General features: G+C 62.4%; 21 protein-coding genes and 2 pseudogenes. 12 read left to right on the top strand and 11 right to left on the bottom strand.

All coding sequences use genetic code 11. The features are described 5' to 3' along the window. Positions 1-78: 78 nt before the first annotated feature. The 3 genes from MTR72_RS10905 to MTR72_RS10920 all read right to left on the bottom strand — a co-directional run bounded on the left by MTR72_RS10905 (position 79) and on the right by MTR72_RS10920 (position 2361). Entirely contained in the window at positions 79-735 is a 657-nt protein-coding gene (locus MTR72_RS10905; protein ID WP_341510354.1) for an alpha/beta hydrolase family protein, read from the bottom strand. Next, positions 719-1478 (bottom strand): IS5 family transposase gene (locus tag MTR72_RS10915; protein ID WP_445819569.1). Its coding sequence is split into 2 segments (ribosomal slippage): positions 719-866 and positions 865-1478, totalling 762 coding nucleotides; the frame shifts between segments, so codons are not numbered across the junction. Before MTR72_RS10915 ends, MTR72_RS10905 begins: the two co-directional genes overlap by 17 nt. A 103-nt stretch (positions 1479-1581) precedes the next feature. Beyond that, positions 1582-2361 (bottom strand): ArsR/SmtB family transcription factor, encoded by a 780-nt coding sequence (locus MTR72_RS10920; protein ID WP_280964224.1) that lies wholly within the window; start codon positions 2359-2361, stop codon positions 1582-1584. 249 nt (positions 2362-2610) lie between these two features. On the opposite strand from MTR72_RS10920, the gene MTR72_RS10925 reads away from it, so the two are divergent. Together MTR72_RS10925 and MTR72_RS10930 are read left to right on the top strand one after the other, a co-directional pair. After that, positions 2611-4020: an MFS transporter gene (locus tag MTR72_RS10925; RefSeq protein ID WP_280964223.1), complete on the top strand. Its 1410-nt coding sequence runs from the start codon at positions 2611-2613 to the stop codon at positions 4018-4020. Positions 4021-4061: 41 nt separating this feature from the next. Continuing rightward, a complete protein-coding gene (locus MTR72_RS10930; RefSeq protein WP_280964222.1) occupies positions 4062-4259 on the top strand; it encodes a DUF1127 domain-containing protein in 198 nt (65 codons plus the stop codon). Between the two features lie 162 nt (positions 4260-4421). Here MTR72_RS10930 and MTR72_RS10935 read toward each other — a convergent pair. Then, positions 4422-4721, bottom strand: a pseudogene (locus MTR72_RS10935) (alpha/beta hydrolase); the annotation flags it as partial. A 539-nt stretch (positions 4722-5260) separates the two neighbouring features. Here MTR72_RS10935 and MTR72_RS10940 point away from each other — a divergent pair. From MTR72_RS10940 to MTR72_RS10950, 3 genes are all read left to right on the top strand, one after another. Continuing rightward, the gene (locus tag MTR72_RS10940; RefSeq protein ID WP_341510355.1) at positions 5261-5551 is read left to right on the top strand and encodes a DUF1127 domain-containing protein; all 291 of its coding nucleotides are present in this window, start codon (positions 5261-5263) and stop codon (positions 5549-5551) included. A 186-nt stretch (positions 5552-5737) separates the two neighbouring features. Further along, positions 5738-6199, top strand: coding sequence for a GNAT family N-acetyltransferase (locus tag MTR72_RS10945; RefSeq protein WP_280964221.1), 462 nt, complete (start codon positions 5738-5740; stop codon positions 6197-6199). 478 nt (positions 6200-6677) lie between these two features. Further along, complete coding sequence (locus MTR72_RS10950; RefSeq protein ID WP_280964220.1) at positions 6678-8639, top strand: adenylate/guanylate cyclase domain-containing protein; 1962 nt, start codon at positions 6678-6680, stop codon at positions 8637-8639. Between the two features lie 394 nt (positions 8640-9033). On the opposite strand, the gene MTR72_RS10955 is transcribed toward MTR72_RS10950, so the two are convergent. From MTR72_RS10955 to MTR72_RS10970, 4 genes and pseudogenes are all read right to left on the bottom strand, one after another. After that, the gene (locus tag MTR72_RS10955; RefSeq protein WP_280964219.1) at positions 9034-9798 is read right to left on the bottom strand and encodes an SDR family NAD(P)-dependent oxidoreductase; all 765 of its coding nucleotides are present in this window, start codon (positions 9796-9798) and stop codon (positions 9034-9036) included. Positions 9799-9835: 37 nt separating this feature from the next. After that, positions 9836-10822, bottom strand: coding sequence for an aldo/keto reductase (locus MTR72_RS10960; protein WP_280964218.1), 987 nt, complete (start codon positions 10820-10822; stop codon positions 9836-9838). A gap of 466 nt (positions 10823-11288) precedes the next feature. After that, positions 11289-12281, bottom strand: coding sequence for an ABC transporter substrate-binding protein (locus tag MTR72_RS10965; RefSeq protein WP_280964217.1), 993 nt, complete (start codon positions 12279-12281; stop codon positions 11289-11291). 141 nt (positions 12282-12422) lie between these two features. Further along, positions 12423-12521 (bottom strand): annotated as a pseudogene (locus MTR72_RS10970) (Isoquinoline 1-oxidoreductase subunit); the annotation flags it as partial. 11 nt (positions 12522-12532) lie between these two features. Here MTR72_RS10970 and MTR72_RS10975 point away from each other — a divergent pair. The 5 genes from MTR72_RS10975 (at position 12533) to MTR72_RS10995 (ending at position 17843) form a co-directional block, all read left to right on the top strand. After that, positions 12533-12667, top strand: coding sequence for a multicopper oxidase domain-containing protein (locus tag MTR72_RS10975; protein ID WP_280964216.1), 135 nt, complete (start codon positions 12533-12535; stop codon positions 12665-12667). A gap of 117 nt (positions 12668-12784) precedes the next feature. Then, entirely contained in the window at positions 12785-14407 is a 1623-nt protein-coding gene (locus MTR72_RS10980; RefSeq protein ID WP_341510356.1) for an ABC-F family ATP-binding cassette domain-containing protein, read from the top strand. Positions 14408-14519: 112 nt separating this feature from the next. Then, on the top strand, positions 14520-16010 hold the full coding sequence (locus MTR72_RS10985) for an amidohydrolase family protein (RefSeq protein WP_280964215.1): 1491 nt from the start codon (positions 14520-14522) through the stop codon (positions 16008-16010). 3 nt (positions 16011-16013) lie between these two features. Next, complete coding sequence (locus tag MTR72_RS10990; protein ID WP_280964214.1) at positions 16014-16949, top strand: CobW family GTP-binding protein; 936 nt, start codon at positions 16014-16016, stop codon at positions 16947-16949. 18 nt (positions 16950-16967) lie between these two features. Then, positions 16968-17843 carry an MBL fold metallo-hydrolase gene (locus MTR72_RS10995; protein ID WP_280964213.1) on the top strand — a complete coding sequence of 292 codons (876 nt, stop codon included), beginning with the start codon at positions 16968-16970 and terminating at the stop codon, positions 17841-17843. Positions 17844-18046: 203 nt separating this feature from the next. Here the strand turns inward: MTR72_RS10995 and MTR72_RS11000 are convergent, their stop codons facing one another. Further along, positions 18047-18292: a hypothetical protein gene (locus MTR72_RS11000; RefSeq protein WP_280964212.1), complete on the bottom strand. Its 246-nt coding sequence runs from the start codon at positions 18290-18292 to the stop codon at positions 18047-18049. Positions 18293-18508: 216 nt separating this feature from the next. Between MTR72_RS11000 and MTR72_RS11005 the strand changes: the two genes are divergently transcribed. Beyond that, positions 18509-18967, top strand: coding sequence for a cupin domain-containing protein (locus MTR72_RS11005; protein WP_280964211.1), 459 nt, complete (start codon positions 18509-18511; stop codon positions 18965-18967). Here the strand turns inward: MTR72_RS11005 and MTR72_RS11010 are convergent. Further along, on the bottom strand, positions 18964-19935 hold the full coding sequence (locus MTR72_RS11010; protein WP_280964210.1) for an alpha/beta hydrolase: 972 nt from the start codon (positions 19933-19935) through the stop codon (positions 18964-18966). The genes MTR72_RS11005 and MTR72_RS11010 overlap by 4 nt on opposite strands. Before the next feature lie 121 nt (positions 19936-20056). Between MTR72_RS11010 and MTR72_RS11015 the strand changes: the two genes are divergently transcribed. Further along, complete coding sequence (locus tag MTR72_RS11015; RefSeq protein WP_280964209.1) at positions 20057-20734, top strand: nitroreductase; 678 nt, start codon at positions 20057-20059, stop codon at positions 20732-20734. 397 nt (positions 20735-21131) lie between these two features. On the opposite strand, the gene MTR72_RS11020 is transcribed toward MTR72_RS11015, so the two are convergent. Further along, complete coding sequence (locus MTR72_RS11020; RefSeq protein WP_445819570.1) at positions 21132-22253, bottom strand: HD-GYP domain-containing protein; 1122 nt, start codon at positions 22251-22253, stop codon at positions 21132-21134. Positions 22254-22278 lie beyond the last annotated feature (25 nt).

Consider the following 22278-nt stretch of genomic DNA (forward strand, 5'->3'; position numbering starts at 1 on the left):
TCTGCATGTCGGCCGTCGGCCCAAAAGCGGTCCTTTCGAGGGTACCGACCAAACCGCCTGAGCGGATTCCACCATCGCTCAGAGATGCTCTCGAAAGAATCTTAGAACGCTTGCGTTGAAATCACGGTGAAAGGCTGCCCGATCAAAGCCCGCCGGATCGGTGCAGAAGCGCGGCAAGTTTGCGGCAAGCTCCGGTGAGCATGGCGGCAAGAACGCGAAGTGGCCGGCTGGCACGATATGAACCTGGGGTTGGCCCGGCAAGGCATTGAGGACACGCGCAACGCCTTCCGGATCAACTCCCCGATCTTTCGCTCCTATTTCAGATCGCCAGACCTGTAACGGGATGTGGATGGGTGACAAGGTATTCTTCGTGAAAGCCACGGTCGGTGCAGGATCGGCCAGCACGGCAGCTCTGATCCGAATGTCGCTCGGCAGGTTTTGCAGGACGTCGCCGCTCCGAACCTGCTGGCAAAATCGAGAGTTGTCGGTGCAGTAGGATGCAGTGCGCTGGAAATCGAAAGTGGCACCTTCGAGCACCAGCCCCGTATAGCCGCCCTTCGAAAAGCCGAAGAACCCAATCCTGGACGGGTCAATAGCCTCTCTGTCCTTCCAATCCTTCAACATGAAATCGAGTAAGCGAACCATGTCGACCGGCCGTGAAGCCCAGACTGACAGGGTTTCGCTTTGCGAGGTATCGTTGCCGTTGTCGCCCGGATGACTAGGACGCGGACTCATAAAGACGCAGCCATAGCCTGATTGACGCGAGTTGAACGAAGGCAAGATAGTTGGCAGCGAGCCTGTCGTAGCGCGTCGCCACCCGACGACATTGTTTGATCCTGTTGAAGAACCGCTCGACTTGGTTGCGAGCGATAGAGATAGGGGCTGAAGCAGATCGGATCGCTCCGATTCCTTCTCGGCGGGATGTTGGCCCACGCGCCCTTCTTCATGGCGAGCTCTCTGATCCAGTCCGCGTCATAGCGGCGGTCGGCCAGCAGCATTGACCCAGATTTGAGGCGAGACAGCAGCTTTCCCGCAAGTCGAACGTCGTGCGCCTCGCCGGGGCTCAACGCCAGCCGTACCGGCAGACCATTGCTATCTACCACCGCATGAATTTTGCTCGTCAAGCCGCCGCGTGACCTCCCCATCGATTGGCGCTTGTTTCGTGTGATGCAGGCTCCAGGCTGATGCACGCGGACAATGGAGGTGTCGATCATCTGGACAGCGGCATCGTGGGCTACGGCAAGTGCGTCAATGATGCGGCCCCAGACACCAGCTCGTCGCCAGCGGACGAAACGGTTGTAGCAGGTCGTGTACGGGCCAAAATGATCCGGCAAATCGCGCCAAGGTGCCCCGGATCGCAAGACCCAGAAGATGCCGTTGAGCACACGTCGGCCGTTTACCCGAGGAACGCCACGAGGCTTATTGGGCAGCATGGGCTTGATGGCAACCCATTCATGATCAGCGAGTTCGTAGCGCATGATTCGAGCCCCAGTTTGGGAGCTTGAATCACAGGGGTCTGGCCAATCGCAACACTTCGCGCTCAGCTCCGGTCCCCACCGCCGAAAGTGGCTAATCGCGCTACTACCTCCGTCCGAGGGACGCTGATTCGACCGCTATAGCTGATACCCGGCCTCCGGAGACTGATCCAACACGCCCATCGTGACCGTCCATCGGGGGTGCGCCCTCGATGCCGAACGTTGCGGCGAGCTCTCTAACGCCAACTGGGGTTACGACGAGCGCTCGGCTATCCCTGACGTGCTCGACCCAATTGTGCTGGAGAGCGTGATCAAGAATGGCGGCGCCGACCGCCCCGGCCAGATGCGGCCGGCGCTCGCTCCAGTCGAGACAGGGACGACAGAACACCCGGCGCTTGGAGGCGAGGCGAAGATCGACGCCCAACTCATTGAAGAATAACCGGCCGGCATCGGTGAGTTGCCCGCCATCCTCGTCGAGCAGAATAAACGACTGTTGGACCAGCCGGTCGGCGATTGCGACGGCGATGCGGCCGGCCATGTGGTCATAGCACGTGCGAGCGTACCGGAGCGTTTCTCCACCGCGCCAGAGATTGCGCTGCCGGGCGGGGCCGTCCTGCGCCACGACCATGAGACCTTCCAGCACGCGCGCGACGTGCGGAGAGGCCAGGCGGAAATATCGTCGTCGGCCCCGCTTTGCGAGCGCGAGCAATCCCGCGTCGCTGAGTTTCGCAAGATGGCCACTCGCTGTCTGCGGCGCCACGCCAGACACATACGCGAGCTCCGAGGCGGTCAACGTTTGGCCGTCCATTAGCGCGCTCAGCATGTTGGCGCGCGCCGGGTCGCCGATGAGTGCTGCGACTTGGGCGATTTTGGGTCCCGTGTCCATGCCCTTCTCGTACGCCGATAAGGACGCAGTGCCAAGCACGAATACTTCGGTCAAGACCGTAGTGTTTCCGCGAGACTGGTTCGATCACGAGACATAGGTTGCCTGGACGCCAACAGGCCCGGTGAAGGAAGTCCCGCGATGAGGCGAAAGATCATCCCGCGGCTCCGAATATTCGATTGGTATCGAATGACCATCGCAAAGCGGGCTGATCTGGGCCGTCAAATTCTTACAGGAAACTGAGTGGGATCAATGCAAACAACTTCGTTCAATACAAGGCAGCCGGAACTAGCCCACTCCGACAACACGTCATCCCGTTCGCCTCTCGCGACGGCGCTGGCACTTGCTGCCACGAGCCTCGGCCTTGGCGTAGTGCAGCTCGATATCACCATCGTCAATACTGCGCTGAGCAGCATCGGCACCTCGCTCGGCGGTAGCGTGGCCGAGCTGCAATGGGTCGTGACCGCTTACACCATCGCATTCGCGGCCTTCATTTTGACCTCCGGCGCGCTCGGTGACCGCATTGGCGCCAAACGGATATTCATCGCGGGCTTTGCGATCTTCACGTTGGCTTCGCTCGCCTGCGCGCTGGCGCCGTCGGCGATATTCCTGATCGCCGCACGCTCCGTGCAGGGCCTGGCAGCAGCGATCCTGGTGCCGAACTCGCTGACGCTGCTCAATCATACCTATACCGATCCGAAGGCGCGCGGCCGCGCGGTCGGCTTCTGGGCCGCAGGTGCGAGCGTCGCACTGACTTCGGGGCCGTTCGTCGGCGGCGCGCTGATCGCGCTAGTCGGCTGGCGCGCGATCTTTCTCGTCAACCTGCCGATTGGCGCCGCCGGCCTCTGGCTTGCCTGGCGTTATGCCGAGGAGACGCCGCGGCTCGCGCAGCGCGAGATCGATCTGCCGGGACAGATCACGGCGATTGCAACCCTCGGCACGCTGGCCGGCGCCCTGATCGAAGGCGGCGTGCTCGGCTGGAGCCATCCGCGCGTCATCATGGGCTTCGTGGCATCGGCCGTGATCGGAGTCCTGTTCGTATGGCGCGAGGCGCGCGCGCCACAACCGATGCTGCCACTCTCGCTGTTCCGCCACCGCATGTTTGCGCTGACCGCTCTGGTCGGGCTCCTCTTCAACATCGCCTTCTACGGCCTGATCTTCGTGCTCAGTCTCTACTTCCAGGAGGTCAACGGCTGGTCGCCGTTCGCAACAGGACTCGCCTTCGTGCCCATGATGGGCATGGTGCTGCCCGCCAACCTCGTCACCGCATCGGTGAGCGAGCGCCTCGGCGCGCCGCAAACCATTGCACTGGCTTGTGTGATCACTGCCGCGGGCTGCGTTGCGCTGCTGCCTGTGGCCTCAGGCACCAGCTACGGGGCGATCGGCACTCAGCTTATGGTCCTCGGCGGCGGGCTCGGCCTGCTCGTGCCGTCCTTGACCTCGACGCTGCTCGGCAGTGTCGAGAAGTCGCGATCCGGCATCGCCGCGGGCGTGCTGAACGCAACGCGGCAGACCGGCAGCGTGCTTGGCGTTGCCCTATTCGGCTCGCTGGTCGGAGGCAACAACGTGTTCATTGCGGGCGCACATGCCTCGCTGCTCATTTCGGCCGCTGTGTTGCTCGCCGGTGCGGTCGCGATCTGGCTTGGCCGAGCAAAGGACTGACGATGAAGGGGAGGGGCGGATCGACCTCGTATGGTGCCCGGATGTCGAAGACCGTGGGGCCGGGCGGCTCGGAGCTTTCTTATGCAGTGAAGCGCGCGTTTGGCACACTGCAAATTTGGCGCGAGCGGGTTCGGCAGCGCCGCGAATTGGCGCAATGGACTGACCACGACTTGCATGATGTCGGGTTGTCCTGGTCCGACATCGCTCTGGAAATCAAAAAACCCTTCTGGCGGGCTTGAATAGTACTTGAGCAGGCTGCCTCTTGCACGACGAGGCCGGCCAAAGAAGGCGGGCCTTTGTCCGACTAAATTCTTCTGCTTTTGGCCCATCGCGACATTTGTCGCGGTTGGCAAAGGAGGTTGGTATCGGAGCGAAGCGGACTTAGCCGCCGGTTTATGAGTACACAGCCTAATGGCTGCGACGACAAAGCCGGCGTCAGCCAACACCTCTGCCGTGTCATGATGGAGACCGAACCAGCCGCCGCGACCGTGGGAGAAGACCACCAGAGGCAGCTTTGCGCCAGTGACCGGACAATCCTTCGCGCCTTCAAGGGAATTCGTAAAGGGTACCGCGAGGCTGCCAAGTGGCACACCCTGCGGCTTAGCTGCGCATGGATACCAAATAGCGCCGGCGAGCGACGGAGATTCCAGCAACTGGATGCCGGCCGCCCGAACAGGAAACGCCAGGCAATTAAGGATCACGGCGTGTGCAAAATATCTTTTTGAGCCCCAAAACTACCTCCTAACTGGTAGATGTAGTACAACAACGGCTCACCATAGGATTGTGTCGAGATTCTTTGCACGTGCCCGGCGGAGGCGATGTCTGCAATCGGGACAAAATGCAAAGAACTCAAGCTCAGCAAATCTAGTCCGCCATGCCCCACTAGGCGGATCTCCATCAGATGCGCGTCGCTTCGCTGGGGCCAAAGGCGGACGTTGAGGCCAGCGGCAACCTATCGGTTACCCTGCACAGAATTTCGCTGGGCCGAGGCGACTCGCCTCCAGGATGTAACGGGCTTCCTCACATCCCTTGATTTTAGACGATCGTCGTGGTATCAGCACGTGATGAACAAATCAGTGCGCAACTTCAACAGCATTCACATGACCCGCTTCGGCTGGGCCGTGGAAGGAGTCGCGCGCTAGGAGTTCGACGACGACATCTTTTCACCAGGCCCCGCCGGCATCGGACGGGGCCTTTTGTTTGGCCACGCTCCCTGCCGGCGCAACAGCAGGAGCATCCGATGCCACCCCAACAGACGAACATCAGTTCCGAGACCGAGCGCGATGCCGCAGGGCTTGGTCTCGACGTATCCATCGCATCGCCGCGGAGCGTCCGAGCCTTGCTCCAGCGATATTGGCGTGCGTTTCAGGAGCGGCGCCAACGCCAGAGCTTGCGAGCCAGCTTGCAGGACCTGAGTGACAGGGAGCTGATGGACATCGGCTTGACGCGCGCCGAGATCGATTACACACAGGTCAACGAGCTATCGATACGCTTAGAGATAGCACGCGGTATCTATGGGGCCGTGGTGTGATGTAACGGATCAATGGTCATATGCGGAAAATGCGGTTTGCGGCCAATCATGGCCGCTTCCGCTTTTGAACCTCTGGCCCCATCGCTCTCGCCAAGTCGGAAAAGGGACGTCCGGATGAATCGCCTGCATCGACACTGCAAGTTCGATTCAATCGATCATCATTCGAGTTAACGGTGGGAGGGATCAATGGAATGCGCGATCCGCCCAGCCCTCGAAGACGACGCCGACGAAATAAGCGCGGTCATTTTACGCGCGCTGCGCGAAGCAAATGCGAAGGACTATTCAGACGAGATCATCGAAAGGGTCGAGCGTAGCTTCAGCCCGAGCGCCGTGCTGCAACTGATCGGCAAGCGCACCGTCTTTGTTGCTACGATTGACAGCCGCCTCGTTGGAACAGCAAGCCTTGACGGAAGCGTAGTCCGTACGGTCTTCGTGGCTCCCGATGTTCACGCACAGGGGATTGGCAGGCTCCTGATGGCTGAGATTGAGCGCACAGCGCGTGAACGAAACATCTCTTCGTTGACCGTCCCTTCGTCGGTCACCGCCGAGCCCTTTTACGCGCGGCTTGGGTTCAAGGCCGTGCGCGACAGCTACTATGGTGACGAACGCACGATCGTCATGGAGCGATCGCTCAATGCCCCTTGGTAGTCCGGGCCAAAAGTTGCCAATGATGGCCGAACTGAACGACGTCTGGTCTACCTCAACGAACCGATGTGCCGATGGTCAGTGACACCTTCGGCTAAGGGCCCAGAACCGGATTTGCGGCACCGCAGAGAGCTGCGCTGGCACCGCGCTGCTGAACCGTCATCAATCGAGCGGGGACTAACCTTTCGCCGCGAAGACGAATTCCTCATGGAACGTCTCATCCGACACCCATGCCCGCGACCCCTCGTGGAAAGCCGATTTAATCTGGCACTATTTCCACGGCGGCCAGGACAGTCTCCTTCGAGGTCAAAAAAGCGACATCCGCTTCCAAATGTCTGTTCACCCATCCGGAGCGGATGTCGGTCAGCGCGGCTGACATTTCAGACGATCGACATGATCCCCTGGGCGGACATCTCATCAAAGCGCGTTGGCGCTGCCGCGTGATCCATCGTACAAATGTAACTGAGTTGGACTGCGGGCCATGTTGCAGGAGCGGCCAAGCCGGGTCGAGCGCAGGTTGTCGGCGATCCTAGCCGCCGACGTCGCTGGCTATTCGCGACTCATGCACGAAAACGAAGAGGTCACCCACGCCAAGTTGGCCGGACTTCTCACGGAGAGCATCACGCCCGCGGTTGCCGAACACGGCGGCCGGATCGTGAAGAAAACCGGCGATGGGTTCTTGGCGGAATTTCCGAGCGCGGTCGAAGCTGTTCGAGCTGCTATACAATTCCAGACCCGTGTAAAAGAACTTGCGATCAGCGAGGCGGAAGGGGCACGCATTGCTTTCCGCGTCGGCGTCAATATCGGCGACGTGATCATCGAGCCGCACGACATATTTGGAGATGGCGTCAACATAGCGGCGCGGCTTGAGAGCATCGCAGAACCAGGCGGCATTTGCGTCTCGTCCTCTGCCTACGATCAAGTGCGGGGCAAGGTGGGCGTCGAGTTCGCCGATCTGGGCGAGCAGAACCTTAAAAATATCGCTCACCCCGTGCACGTCTTCGCCTTGCAGCCCGATGTTCTGGCTAGTCTGCCGGCTCCTCCGGAGGCGCCTGCCGCCCCAAGGTCGACGCCACGGAGATTTCTTTGGACTAGCGCCGCGATCGTCCTGGCACTCGTCGGCGGTGTCACAGTAGCCGCTTGGTGGTTTCGATCGAACCCTGGCACCCCCTCATCGGCCTCTATTGCTACGAACAGCGCCAAGAGCGTTGCCGCGATTTCTCACGCAAGCCCCGCGCCACGCTTCTCGATTGTTGTGTTGCCCTTCGCGAACTTGAGCAGCGATCCAGATCAAGAATACTTCGCGGACGGGATTACCGACGATCTGACGACCGACTTGTCACGCATCTCAGGTAGCTTCGTGATCGCCCGCAACACTGCGTTTACCTTCAAGGGGAAGGCGGTAGACATCAAACAGGTCGGCCGCGAGTTGAATGTGCGATACGCTCTAGAGGGCAGCGTGCGGCGGGACGGAGACCAAGTCCGAGTAAATACGCAGCTCATCAACGCGGAAACCGGCGCACACATTTGGGCTGATCGGTTCGACAAGGATCGCACAGACATCTTCAAACTGCAGAACGAGGTCACCGCTCGCATCGCCGGGACCCTGAACCTGGAACTGATCAGGGCCGAAAGCCAGCGTGCAGAGCGTGAGCATCCGGACAACCCTGATGCGGCCGAACTTGCCATGCGAGGCTGGGCCGCCTTTAACAGACCGCGATCTCGTCAGCAGTCGGCCGAAGCGCGGATGCTGTTTGAGCGGGCACTACGCATCAATCCGCAATCTCCGGAGGCGCTGCACGGCCTGGCGCGCACGCTTGTGAATGATGTGGCAAATCGTTTTAGCGATGCCCCCGCCGCTGACCTCGCCCGCGCTGATGAAGCGCTGAGGCAGGTACTCTTGAGCGCGCCCGACAATGCTCTGGTACACGATACCAAAGGCCAGATCTTGCGGGTGCGGAAACAGTTTGAGCAGTCGATCGCGGAATACGAGACAGCTATCAATCTGGACCGAAATCTCGCGAACGCCTATGCGGCAGGTGGCCTTACCAAGCTATTTGCAGGGCGCGCGGAGCAGTTGTTCGCGCCGGTCGAAACCGCCATCCGGCTGAGTCCGCGCGACCCGCTCCTGAGCGGTTGGCTATACTTTATCTGTCACGCACATACGCATCTCGGTCACGACGACGAAGCGATCGATTGGTGTAGCAAGTCGATCGCCGCTAATCCGCTTCTTTGGTATGCCTATATTGACCTGATCTCTGCCTATGGCTGGAAAGGGCAAAAGGATAACGCGCGTGCCGCGATGGCCGATCTGAACAGGCTAATGCCGAATTACACGGTGAAGAAATGGGCCAATGAGGGTTATTCGGACAATCCGGTTTTTGTCGCCCAGTATCAGCGGATCGTCGAAGGACTTAGGAAGGCGGGATTGCCCGAAGAATGACAGCAGCTAACGAGACAGCGCCAATCTGGTCCGAAGAAAGTTATATTGTGAACCTGGCAGCTACTCCTGATCCGCGGCCTCGCAGGCAAGCGCAGCCTGCGCCTTGCCGCTTCGCTCAAGCTGATGCGGCGGGCCTAGGGCGTCTCATATAGTCGTCGCCGCGTCCGCTTTTGCTGTTACAAGGCGACGTTGAAGCCGATGCGTCTGCATGTCGGCCTTGGGCCAAAAAGCGGGACTTAGGCGACGCGCGAGGGCAATACGCTCAGCGCCAGACCTTACCGAGGCCGCGCAGCGACAATGACGAAGCCGATCGCTGAATGTCGTGTCAACGTCGGTTGCGAATTGCGTTATGTTTTTCGAAACACTTGACGGGCTCACCTGCTCGACAGTTCGATCAACGCATGACGAAGCCGCCGTCCACCGAGATGGACTGGCCGGTCACATAGCTCGCGGCCTCGCTGCATAGCCACAGAACCGCATTCGCGATTTCCTCGGGGCGTCCGACACGCCCCATCGGAATGCTTTTTTCCATGGCCTTGAGCGCATCGCCTTGCCCGCCGGCCACCATCTGGTCCACCATCGGTGTCCATATCAATCCCGGGCAAACGGCATTAACGCGGATGCCCCGCGTTCCATATTCGAGCGCTGCGCTTTTAGTGAACCCATGGATACCGTGCTTGGCGGCGTGATAGATCCCGCGTTCTACACCTCCGACGAGACCGCCGAGAGACGAGCAATTGACGATGGCGCCGCTGCCCTGCTTGCGCATCTGCTGCAATTCGAACTTCATGCAGCTCCATATGCCGCGCAGATTGACTCCCATGACACGATCATAATCCTCGCGGTTAGTGTCAGCGGTTTCTGCGAGCACATTCTGGACGCCGGCGTTGTTGTAGGCGGCATCGAGCCGACCGAAAGTTTCGACCGTCTTTGAGACCATGGCTTCGACCTCAGCATCATCGGCCACATTGCAACGGATGCTGATCGCTTTGTGACCTCGAGCAGTGAGCTCGTCGACGGCAGCGCGTGCCGTATTCTCGTTCCAGTCCGCGAGCGCGACAGACGCCCCCGATTCTGCGAAAGCTCTTGCGGTTGCGAGACCGATACCGGAAGCTGCGCCGGTCACCAGAGCGACCTTACCTTCGAATGAAATGTTCATGTCGCTATCTCCTTTAGTGGTTGCGGCGTCCATGCCGTCAGCGCTCCGTGCGCACGGATTCTGCCGGGGGATAGCGGTCGCCTTGTATGGTGATCCTGGCGGCGGCCTCCTCGATCTGCCGCAAATCGTCGGGCGTGAGCTCGACTGCGGCCGCGCCAATGTTCTCATCGAGCCGGTTGCGCTTCGTTGTGCCTGGAATCGGGACGATCCAGGGCTTCTGCGCCAGCAGCCAGGCGAGCGCGATCTGCGCCGGCGTCGCGTGCTTCCGCTTTCCAATCGTCTCCAGTAATTCGACCACGGGACGGTTCGCCCTGAGAGCCTCTGGCGCGAAGCGCGGCAGGCTCGTGCGGTTATCGTTGCCGCCGAAGGTGGTCGTCTCGTCGATCTTGCCGGTGAGGAATCCCCTCCCAAGCGGGCTATAGGGGACGAAACCGATCCCAAGCTCCGCGCAAACCGGCAGCACCTCTGCTTCGGGCTCGCGCCACCACAGGGAGTATTCACTCTGGATCGCCGCGACCGGCTGAACCGCGTGCGCACGGCGGATGGTCGAGGCGGCCGCCTCACTGAGCCCAAAATGCTTGACTTTGCCTTGTACGATGAGATCTTTCACCGCGCCGGCGACGTCCTCGATCGGCATGTCGGGATCGACCCGGTGCTGATAATAGAGATCGATCATCTCGACGCGCAGCCGTTTCAGCGAACCTTCCACCGCCTTTCGGATGGTCTCGGGGCGGCTGTCCAGGCCGCTCGGCCTCGTCTGACTTAAATCGTGGCCGAACTTGGTGGCGATGACGACCTCCTGGCCGAATGGCTCCAAAGCCTCACCTACGAGTTCTTCGTTCGTGAGCGGGCCATAGACCTCGGCCGTGTCAAAGAAGGTGACACCGCGCTCCACTGCCGCGCGCACGAACGCAATCATCTCATTGCGGTCCGGGGCCGGACCGCGATGGTAATTCAGGCCCATGCAGCCGAGGCCGATAGCCGAGACCGCAAGTCCGCAGTTGCCAACCGCACGAGTCTGCATTGTTTATTCTCCTGTGCGTTTCCGAGCGATCACGGCCGGACGCAATCTGGAAAGACACAGGTCAAACCCTAAGGCGTTTCCTCTCATGCGATTAGATGATAAATTATGATTGGACTTATAAGGTAGGTTGATGAATCAATCGGGGCGACGCCAGTGATTGACTTGCCTTCGTCGCCGTAGCGAGAGAGCGCAACTTCACGCGAAGCCGCGCTTTGGCGGCAACAACCGCATCTGAAGCCGACCTGCCATCCATGAGCGTACGAAATCTCGGTGATCGGGATTACGCGCTACGGAGCCCGACAGAAGCCGCCCGGCTTCTGGCCGAATTCCGCTTTGGGGTCAGAAGCGGCGGTTGAGGCAAGTGCAACCCGGCGTCCGGATTGCCGCCGATGGCCGACAGCACGATCCTTTAAATACCGCTCGGCTTGGGCCAAACTCGGACTCATGCGCTGCACCAATAGGATCTCTATTCGATCACTTCGTCGGCAAAGCTCAACAAGGTTGGCGGCAATGTTAAGCCGAGCGCTTTCGCCGCTTTGAGATTGATCGACAAGGTCATTTTGGTTGGAAATTCCACCGGGAGTTCGCCTGGCGGAGTGCCGTGCAAAATCTTGTCCACGAAATAGGCGGCTCGGTGATAGCACCAGCGCAAATCCACGCCGTAGCTGATCAGCCCGCCGTCCATCACGTGTTCTCGATAGCCGTAAATTGTCGGCAGCCGTTTCGTCGCGGCCAGTTGGGCAATTTGCGGTCCCACACTCAACAAGAGCCCGGTCTGCAGGACGATGACGGCATCGACCTGGAGGCTTGCCAGCGCCTGCATAGCGCGTTCGATTTCTACCGGACTGCTGATATCGGCTTCCGCGATTGCCAATCCCATCGCCTTTGCCGCCCCTGCCAATTCCTGTCGCTGCGGCGGAGCTTTCGGATCCTTGAGATTGGTGAGAAGACCGATTCGTCTTGCCCCTGGCACGACCTCGCGGGCGACCTCCAACTGCTTGGCCGGCAATCCGGTGACATAGGGTTCGATCCCCGTGACATTGCCGCCCGGCCTTGCTTCGCTCGCGATCAAGCCGAGGTGGACGGCATCGGCCAGCGCCGGACAGACAATGGGGATTACCTGTGACGCGGCGCGTGCTGGAACTGCGGCGTTAACGGCAGCAGCTACGATTACAGAGGGTTTGAGAGCAACGATCTCCTGGGCGAGTGCCGTGAGCCGATCCTGAAATCCCTCGGCGTAACGAGGTACAAACTCGAAGTCGCGGCTCTCGATATAACCGAAGTCCCGCATGCCGGCCACGAGATCATCTGCAAAGAACTTGGCCAACCTGCTTGCTGATCCCGATAGCCAAGCGACACGCGGCCGCTCCTTTCCCAAGCCTTGCGCCCATACCGGCCACGTGACCGCCGCGCCGGATAACGCGCCGAGGAATGTCCGTCTGCCGATCTGGACCGACATCGGGAAACCCATTGGATGGCGTTGCCCACAAATGAAATAATATCATCACGGCGCGTATGCGCCCAGCCATCGGTGACGAGCGGGCGACCTCCGCTTTTCTCTCGGAAGCTGACGTCTACGAGTACTCGCCCCAGCGCCTCGTCACGGCGCCGGGCAGGCGGCTCCGGTCTTCACCCAGGCTTCGACGAGCGCACCGGCCTGCGCCTGCGTGCCCGGCACCGGTGAGCGGCCGTTGCCGGGACTCCGTGATCGTGGAGCGCAAGGGCGGCCAGGTCGTGTTCCGCTCCCGCTTCCTCGATTTCCCCGGCGTCTTCATGCTCCACTGCCACATGATGAACCATGAGGAGATGGGCATGATGCAGACGGTCGAGGTCTATAAGCCGTAAGCCTCGGGGCAGATTACGGGAATTTCGCGTTTGACGGGGGAATCCGGGTGCGGCCGGGGCTTCCCCTGGCGGCCGGCATGGCCTATTACGCTGCAACAAAAATCCCCCAAAAACCCCATGATCCGCCTCGACAACGTCAGCAAGCAAGCCGGCCACCAGATCCTGTTCATCGAAGCCTCCGCGGCGCTCAACAAGGGCGAGAAGATCGGCCTTGTCGGCCCGAACGGCGCCGGCAAGACGACGCTGTTCCGCATGATCGCGGGACAGGAGCTGCCTGACGAAGGACAGGTCTCGATCGATCGCGGCATCACCATTGGTTATTTCAGCCAGGATGTCGGCGAAATGTCCGGCCGCAGCGCCGTGGCGGAGGTCATGGATGGCGCGGGCCCGGTGAGCGAGGTCGCGGCTGAGCTGCGCGAGCTCGAGGCCGCGATGGCCGATCCGGACAAGGCCGACGAGATGGACGAGATCATCGCGCGCTATGGCGAGGTGCAGCACCGTTTCGAGGAGCTCGACGGCTACGCGCTCGACGGACGGGCGCGCGAAGCGCTGTCCGGCCTCGGCTTCAGTCAGGAGATGATGGACGGCGACGTCGGCGCGCTCTCCGGCGGCTGGAAGATGCGCGTCGCGCTCGCGCGCATTCTCCTGATGCGTCCCGATGTCATGCTGCTCGACGAGCCGAGTAACCACCTCGATCTCGAAAGCCTGATCTGGCTGGAGAAGTTCCTGCACGATTACGAAGGCACGCTGCTGATGACCTCGCACGACCGCGAGTTCATCAACCGCGTGATCTCCAAGGTGGTCGAGATCGATTCCGGCTCGCTCACGACTTACTCCGGCGACTACGAGTTCTACGAGCAGCAGCGTGCGCTGAATGAGAAGCAGCAGCAGGCGCAGTTCGAACGCCAGCAGGCGATGCTCGCCAAGGAGATCAAGTTCATCGAGCGCTTCAAGGCGCGCGCGTCTCATGCCGCGCAGGTGCAGAGCCGGGTGAAGAAGCTCGACAAGATCGAGCGGGTCGAGCCGCCGCGCCGCCGCCAGAGCGTCGCGTTCGACTTTCCGCCGGCGCCGCGCTCGGGCGAGGACGTCGTCGCCTTGAAGAACGTGCACAAGGGCTACGGAGCCAAGCGCATCTATGACGGCCTCGATTTCATGATCCGCCGCCGCGAGCGCTGGTGCGTGATGGGCGTCAACGGTGCGGGCAAGTCGACGCTGCTCAAGCTCGTCGCCGGCGCGAGCGAGCCGGATCAAGGCACGGTGGCATTGGGCGGCAGCGTCAAGATGGGCTATTTCGCCCAGCATGCGATGGACCTGCTCGACGGCGAGCGCACCGTGTTCCAGTCGCTCGAGGACGCGTTCCCGACCGCGGGGCAGGGAAGTCTGCGCGCGCTCGCCGGTTGTTTCGGCTTCTCCGGCGACGACGTCGAGAAGCGCTGCCGGGTGCTCTCGGGCGGCGAGAAGGCGCGCCTCGTGATGGCGAAGATGCTGTTCGACCCGCCGAACTTTCTCGTGCTGGACGAGCCGACCAACCATCTCGATCTCGCGACCAAGGAGATGCTGATCACGGCGCTGTCGGATTTCGAGGGCACCATGCTGTTCGTCTCGCACGACCGGCATTTCTTGGCGACTCTGTCGAACCGCGTGCTGGAGCTGACGCCCGAAGGCATCCACCAATATGGCGGCGGCTACACCGAATATGTCGCCCGCACCGGCCAGGAAGCGCCGGGATTGCGGAGCTAGCATTCCTGAGCGCGCCTTGACGCGTTGATACCTCTCGTTACGCTCCTCTGCGCACCTTCCGAGCTGATTGCGGGCTTGGAGGGGCCGGCTTTTGGGATGCGGGAGTTGCGAGATGGGCGGCTTGGTGATCACGGGCGGTCGGGTGGTCGATCCGGCCAGCGGGATGGACGCCGTCGGCGACGTCGCGGTGATGGATGGCCGGATCGCCGCGGTCGGGACCTCCCTCGGCGGCGCCGAGCGGACCATCGACGCGACCGGGCTGGTCGTGGCGCCCGGATTCATCGACCTGCATGCGCATGGCCAGTCGATCCCCGCCGACCGCATGCAGGCATTCGACGGCGTGACGACGACGCTCGACCTCGAGGCCGGAGTGCTGCCGGTCGCGGCATGGTACCGGAAGCAGGCGGCGAAGGGACGCGTGCTGAACTACGGCGCCGCCGCCAACTGGGCTTTCGCGCGCATCGGCGCGATGACTGGCTCCAACTCCGAGAGCTCGCTGGAGGCGTTCGGCAATGCCATGCGCGATCGCCGCTGGATCGACAACGTGGCGAGCGATGCGGAGGTCGCCGGCATCCTCGATCGTCTGGCCGAAGGGCTGAACGAGGGCGGCATCGGCATCGGCATCCTCAATGCCTATGCCCCGGGCGCCGGCGTGCAGGAGCTCACAGCGGTTTGCCAATTGGCGGCCACGCATGACGTGCCGACCTTCACCCACGTCGCCTTCATGTCCCGCATCGATCCGGAAAGCGCCGCCGAGGCCTACATCCGCCTCATCGGCTATGCCGGTGCCACCGGCGCGCACATGCACATCTGCCATTTCAACTCCTCCAGCAAGACCGATATCGAGCGTTGTGCAAAGCTGGTGGCCAAGGCGCAGGCGCAGGGACTTCCGATCACGGTCGAGGCCTACCCCTATGGCACCGGTTCGACGGTGCTCGCGGCGGCGTTCTTCAGCGACCCTGAATTCGAGGCGCGCAACGGCACCGGCTATGACTCGGTGCAGCGCGTTGCCGACGGCCGGCGCTTCCGCGACCGCGAGGAGCTGCTTGCGGCGCAGGCTGCCGAACCTTCCACGCTGGTGCTCTGGCACATCCTGGATCTCGAGAACAATGCGCATCATCGCGATCTCCTCGACATCTCGGTGCTCTATCCCGGCGGCGCGATTGCGTCCGACGCGATGCCCTGGACGCTCTCCGATGGCAGCGTCTACACCGGCGATGCCTGGCCGCTGCCCAAGGATGCCACGTCGCATCCGCGCTCGGCCGGCTGCTTCACGCGCTTCATCCGAGAGTGGGTGCGGGAGCGGCGGACGGTGTCGCTGCTGGAAGGCATCCGCAAATGCTCGCTGATCCCAGCCCAGATCCTCCAGCACAGCACGCCCGCGATGCGTGCCAAGGGCAGGCTCTCACCTGGCGCCGATGCCGACATCGTGGTGTTCGACTACAACACGCTGACCGACCGGGCGGAGTTCTCGGCGATGAATCGTCCGTCGGAGGGCGTGCGCCATCTCATCGTCAGCGGTCATCCGCTGATCGCGGACGGTGTGCTGGATGTGGCGGCAAGACCGGGCCGACCGGTGCGCCGGCCCGCCGGCGAGGGCTAGGGTGTGTCCGTCCCGGTTCTGCTCGTGGCTGGCTTCCTCGGGGCGGGCAAGACCACGGTCGTGAACCATCTCCTGGCGCACGCCGAAGGGCGGCGGATCGCAGCCGTGGTCAACGATTTCGGCGCGATCAATATCGATGCCGAGCTGATCACGGGCGCTGCCGATGGCGTCGTGAGCCTCAGCAACGGCTGCATCTGCTGCACGCTGGAAGGCGATTTGTTGCGCACGCTCGCCGCGCTGCTTCGGCGTGATCCGAAGCCCGACGTCATCGTGATCGAAACCAGCGGCGTCGCCGATCCGGCGGACGTCGTGCGCAACCTGATGGACCCCGTGATCTTTCGCGAAGCGCCGCTGGAAATCGTGCTGTGCGTGGTCGATGCGGCGATGCCGGTCGACATGCTGGACGACGCGCTGCTGCGATCCCAGATACGGGCCGCCGATATCATCGCGCTGAGCAAGGTGGACCTCGCCGATGCGACTGCTTGTGCGCAGTTTCGTGACGCCGTCCGTGCGATGCGCCCTGCAGCCGTCCTGGTCGATGCGGTCAATGGCGACGTGCCCGCTGCGCTGCTCTTTCCGCCTGACGTCGATCGCCTGCCGGCGCCGCGCGAGCCGGGGCCGAGACGGCCGGCCGCCGAGCGGTTCGAGTCCATGAGCTGGTCGTCGGACAAGCCGGTGTCGCTACGGCGGTTGCAAGCCGTGATCAGCCGGCTCGCGCCAAAAATCGCGCGGGCGAAGGGATTGTTCGAGACTGTCGAGCAGCCCGGGCGGCTGATGGTGTTCCAACTCGCCGGCGGGCGGGCGACGCTGGCTGCGGGCGGGACAAGGGCCGAGGGGATGCCGCGGACGCGGATTGTCTTCGTTGCCGAGATCGGCGTTCTCTCGCGCGATGAGATCGACGGCATCATGGAAGGGTGCATTGAGACCGGCACCGCTTGAGACGGGAGCAACGCGACGATGAACCAGCTCAGGATCGGCGACATCACCATCGATGCGGTGATCGAGCGGGAAGGGCCATGGCGGCGACCGCAGGATTTCTTCCCGGCCTATGACGAAGGCGTGTTCGAGCGCCATCTGCCGACGATGGAGCCTGAAGTCTTCGACCCCTCGCGCGGCATGATGGTCATCACCTACCAGACCTTCGTCGTGCGCACGCCGCGCTACACCATTTTGGTCGACACCTGCACCGGGGAGGACAAGGGTCATCCGCCGCCGTTCGACTTTCCCGGCAAGGAGCGCTGGCGCAACGAGTTGTTTGCGCTCGGCATCAGCTTCGGGCACATAGACTACGTCTTCTGTACCCATCTCCACATCGATCACACCGGCTGGAACACGATGCTGCGCGACGGCCGCTGGGTGCCGACGTTCCCCAACGCGAAATATGTCTTCCACAGAGGCGAGTATGCCGCCTGGGAGGCGGAGCACGCCAAGGGCAACAATCCGCCCGGCACCGTCTTCCGCGACAACTGCCTGCCGATCGTCGAGGCCGGGCAGGCGCTCCTGGTCGACGACGACTACGCGCTCGACGACACCGTCACACTGACGCCGACGCCAGGGCATTCGCCCTGCCATTGCTGCGTGAACATATTTTCGAAGGGGCAGCGCGCGGTGGTCGCCGGCGACCTCATGCATCACCAGATCCAGTGCCGCGAGCCGGACTGGTCGGCGAAGCCGGATTGGGATCCCAGGCAGTCGGCAGTGTCACGGCGAAAGTTCTTCGCCTCCGTCGCCGATACCGATACGCTGATCCTGCCGATCCATTTTCCGGCGCCGACGGCAGGGTGGATCAAGCCGCTCGGGAGCGCTTTCGACTACCGCTTCAAGCGGGAGTAGGGACTGTTGAACGGGCTTGAACCGATGCCGCCGCCTTACCTCGCCCCGCTTGCGGGGGAGAGCTCGAATTCGATCGTAGATCGAATTCGGGTGAGGGGCCTTCCGCTGGTCCGACTGTCACCGTGATTGTGGATGCAGCGCCTCACCCCAACCCTCTCCCCGTAGGTACGGGGCGAGGGAGCAGAGTGTCGCCGTGGCGCGCCTTAGGCGCTGACCTCGCACTTCTTCATGAAGCTGTTCTTGGCCGCGCCGGCGAGCGGCTTGCCGTCGGAGCCGACGGCCTTGGGCGCGCAGACCTCCTGCTTGCACTTCTTCAGGAACGACGTCTTGGCAGCGCCGGCGAGCGGCTTGCCGTCCTTGCCCACGGCCTTGCTCTCGCAGGTGTCCTCCGCGAAGGCCGAGCCGGCCGCGAAGGTGGCGATGATGGCAGCCAGAAAAATCCGCTTCATGATGGGTGTCTCCCTAGACCAAAATGGCCTGTCCGAATTGGAACTCGGAATCATGGCGCAATCAAGCAGGATCAGCGCTCGCTCTTGGTATCCGCCTCAATTTTTCCGATGTGCGGAGATTGCCATCGCCTCGCCGGGCACGTGCTGCACTGCGCGCTGACCGGTCACCACAAACCTGTTAGCCTCAGCCCATTCCAGCAGGAAGGGAGCATTGCGATGGATGCCGTGACAGGCCCGCAAACCACCGACCAGCATTCCCATCTCGTTCAGCCCCAAATCATGGACTGGCAGCAAACGCGCTTTCCGGGGTGCGAGGCTAAGACGTTGCTGTTCGATCGCAGCACGGGTTTGATGACAGCCCTGATGCGCTTTGCGCCGGGGGCGGTGCTGCCTGATCATGAGCATGTCGGCATCGAGCAGAGCTATGTGATCGAAGGCGCGCTCGTCGACAAGGAGGGACCTGCCAAGGGCATCGCCTGCAAGGCCGGCGAATTCATCTGGCGCGAGGCGGGCAGCCGTCATGCCGCCTGGTGCCCGGAGGGCGCACTGATCCTTGCGATCTTCCAGGTGCCCAACAAGTTCTTCGAGGCCGATGGTCGGGCGGTCGATGCGTCCGGCCAGGATTGGGACGAGGCCTGGGGCCATACGGCTCCGCAGCGGGCGCCTCGCGCTTAGCCGCTTCGAACGCCGCGGGCTAGCAGTGCCTTGAAGTCGGTGCGTGCACGCTGCGCCTCAGTGCGGGCGACCTCGGACGCATCACCAAGGCCGAAATAGCCGTGGATCAGGCCGGCGCCTTCGTGATGCTTCACCCGCACGCCGGCCGCCTCCAGCGCCCGTGCATAGGCCGTCCCTTCGTCGCGCAGCGGATCGAACCAGGCTGTCGTCACGATCGCGGGCGCGACGCCGGCAAGCGACGCCGCGCGCAGCGGCGAGACCCGCCAGTCCGCGGCGTGGCCGGGATCGGCGAGATAGTGGCCGCAAAACCATTCCATCACGGCGCGCGACAGGAAATAGCCTTCCGCATTCTCTGCGCGCGACGGAAATCGCGTGTTCTCCCGCGCATCGGCGTAGCTACCGACGACGTCGGTCACGGGATAGACCAAGAGCTGTGCAGCGAGCTTGATGCCGGCATCGCGGCAGGCGATCGCAGTCGTCGCCGCGAGATTGCCGCCGGCGCTGTCGCCGGCGACGCCGAGCCGCTTCGGATCTCCGCCAAATTCCGTGACGCGGTCGAATACGTCGCGCGCCGCGGCAAAGGCGTCCTCGAACGCGCCGGGAAAGCGCGTCTCGGGCGGCCGCCGATAGTCCACGGACACCACGACCGCGCCGGTCTCGATCGCCAGCCATCGCGCCTGCCTGTCGTGGGTTTCCAGATCGCCCGCGACCCATCCGCCGCCGTGAAAGAAGACCACGGTCGGCGTGGGGCCCGAGCCGATCCGATAAACGCGCGCATCGAGCTGACCGGCGCCGCCCTTAACCTTGATATCCTGCACGGTATCGACCGGTGGCGGGGGCACCGCGGCGCGTGCAGCAGCCAATGCGCGCAAGGAATCGCGGGCGCTTTGTGGCGTCATCGTTGCGGGATCGCGCAGCGGCAGCATCGGAATGATCTGGGCGATGACGGGATCGAGCGGCGCTGCCATGGCGGGTCCTCACAGGGGTTCTTGGTCTTGCTTGTCGGGTAGCATAGATTTTGCGCGCCGCATCGGCAACCGGAGCTCCGTTGCGATGCCGCAAAAGAACGGGCAGGGGAGGTTTCGTCAGGTGGAATTTGAAACGCTGGTCCAGTCGCGCCGCAGCGTGCGTGGCTTCAAAAATGAGCCGGTGCCGCGCGCCGTGATCGAGGCGATCATCGAAACGGCCAAGCGCGCGCCGTCATCGATGAACACCCAGCCTTGGCATATCCACGTGCTCACCGGCGCGCCGCTGGAACAGGTGCGCCGCCGCAACATGGAAGAGATGATGGCCGGCGCCAAGGTCAACCGCGACATCGTCAGCCATGGCGAGTATCAGGGCGTTCATCGCACGCGGCAGGTCGACATCGCAAAGAAACTGTTCGGCGCGATGGGGATCGCGCGCGACGACAAACCGATGCGACAGGACTGGGTGTTACGTGGCTTTCGCCAATTCGACGCGCCGGTCTCGCTGGTGCTGACCTATGACCGCGTGCTCGACCCCGGCGCCGTCTGCCATTTCGATCTCGGCGCGCTCTGCTACGGCATCGTGCTCGCGGCCTGGGATCGCGGCATCGGCTCCGTGATCAACGGGCAGGGTATCATGCGCTCCGACATCGTGCGCGAGGTCGCCAGGATTCCGCATGATGAAGTCATCATGACCTGTGTCGCAATGGGATATCCGGATGACACATTTGCTGCGAACGCAGTGCGCTCGGATCGCGAGCGCAATGGCGAGTTCGTGCGGTTCGTCGGCTTCGCCGACTGAGAGAGTGCGCCGCCCGCGGCGGAGGAGATTATTCTCCGCAGGAAATTTTTGATGCGGACAACTTGTCGGCTCTTGCAATCTCGATTGCGCGGGAGGAACAATATCGGACGTGAAAGGTTTGTTGCTGGCGCGAGGGAATTGATATGCGGCGGCTGGCTAGCCTGGTTCGACGGTTCTTTGGTCCGCGAGTGCGGCCCCCCGTTGATGATGATCCAAGTCTTCCTTTTACACCCGAAGAGTTCGGCCGGCTGATCCGCAGCGGCAAACGCCAGGATATGAAGCGGCTCGCGGAAGGATTGGCGTGCCGGTCGATTCCGCGCCGCGCCAGATACCGGGCCACACACTAGGCCCGTCTCGCAACGCTCGTGCCCTTAGCAGGCTGATCGAGTGCACACGCTCACCTTGTGAGCGCGACGTTCTTGAACGAGGTGAGGAGCGCCTTTTCCAGCTTTCCCCTCATTCCGCACAGAATGTTGTAAGCCTCTTCGCGCGGCATCGTCGGCTTGTAGTGCCGATGTTCGATCAGCGCTGCGAAGATGTCCGAAATCGTGAGGATGCGAACGACGTCGCTGATGCTCTCGCCGCAGAGCGCATCGGGATAGCCGCTGCCGTCGAGGTATTCGTGATGATGCCGCACGGCATCGAGGATCTCGGGCGAAATATCCTTGTGGTCCTTCAGGAAATCATAGCCCGCAGCCGGATGAGTCTCGATCAGGGACCTTTCCTCGGCATCCAGACGCCCGGGCTTGTCCAGGATCGTCAGCGGAATCCGGGCCTTGCCGATGTCGTGGAACATGGCGGCCGAATAGAGCCGCTCGAGATCGCTCCGCCTGACGCCGAGGCTCAATCCGAAGTCGATTGCTACGCCGGTTACGAGCAGACAGTGCTGGTAGGTGCCCTCGTGATGACGCCGCACCGTGGTAAGCCATTCGGATAGCCCGTGTTCGGCAATGCGATTGGCGATCTTTCCGCCGGCTTCTTTCGCTCCATCCATGTCGATCGGCTGGCCGAGTGTCACGGCGGTGAACATCGAGGCGATGGTGGTCGCCGCACTTTCGACGGCATTGTCCGGTTGCGACGCATCGCCTGACGCCGCGGCCGCTGGTTCGGCGCGATCAGCCAGTACCGTCAGCAGTTTTGCTTTGTTGGTCGTTCCGGGAAGGACGAGCGTCGCCCCGAGGGCGTAAGCCTGCGAGATGCAGATGTGGGACGTGTCCTCGACCAAAAAGATGCGCTTCTTGGCCTTTGCCAGCTTGGCTGCCCGCTTCTTGATCGCTGCGATGTTTTCGAGAGCACGCAGGTCCGCGCGGATGACCACGGCGAAAGGCACTTGCGGGAGCCTGGCTTCGGCGTCGAGTCGTTCACCCGCGACGGTGAATTGCTTTTCGAGGATCGAGCAAACGCCTACGAGTTTCTCGGAGGAATCGGCCAGCACATGCACGAATCTGGGAGCCGCGTGGGCCTCGCGGGGACTTCCGGCGAATTCGTCGGAGCTGGGTATGGTTCGCGCGTTCTGCACCGCTGAATGACCCTTATGTTTTGAT

Source organism: Bradyrhizobium sp. ISRA442 (assembly GCF_038085055.1).
Classification (GTDB): Bacteria; Pseudomonadota; Alphaproteobacteria; order Rhizobiales; family Xanthobacteraceae; genus Bradyrhizobium.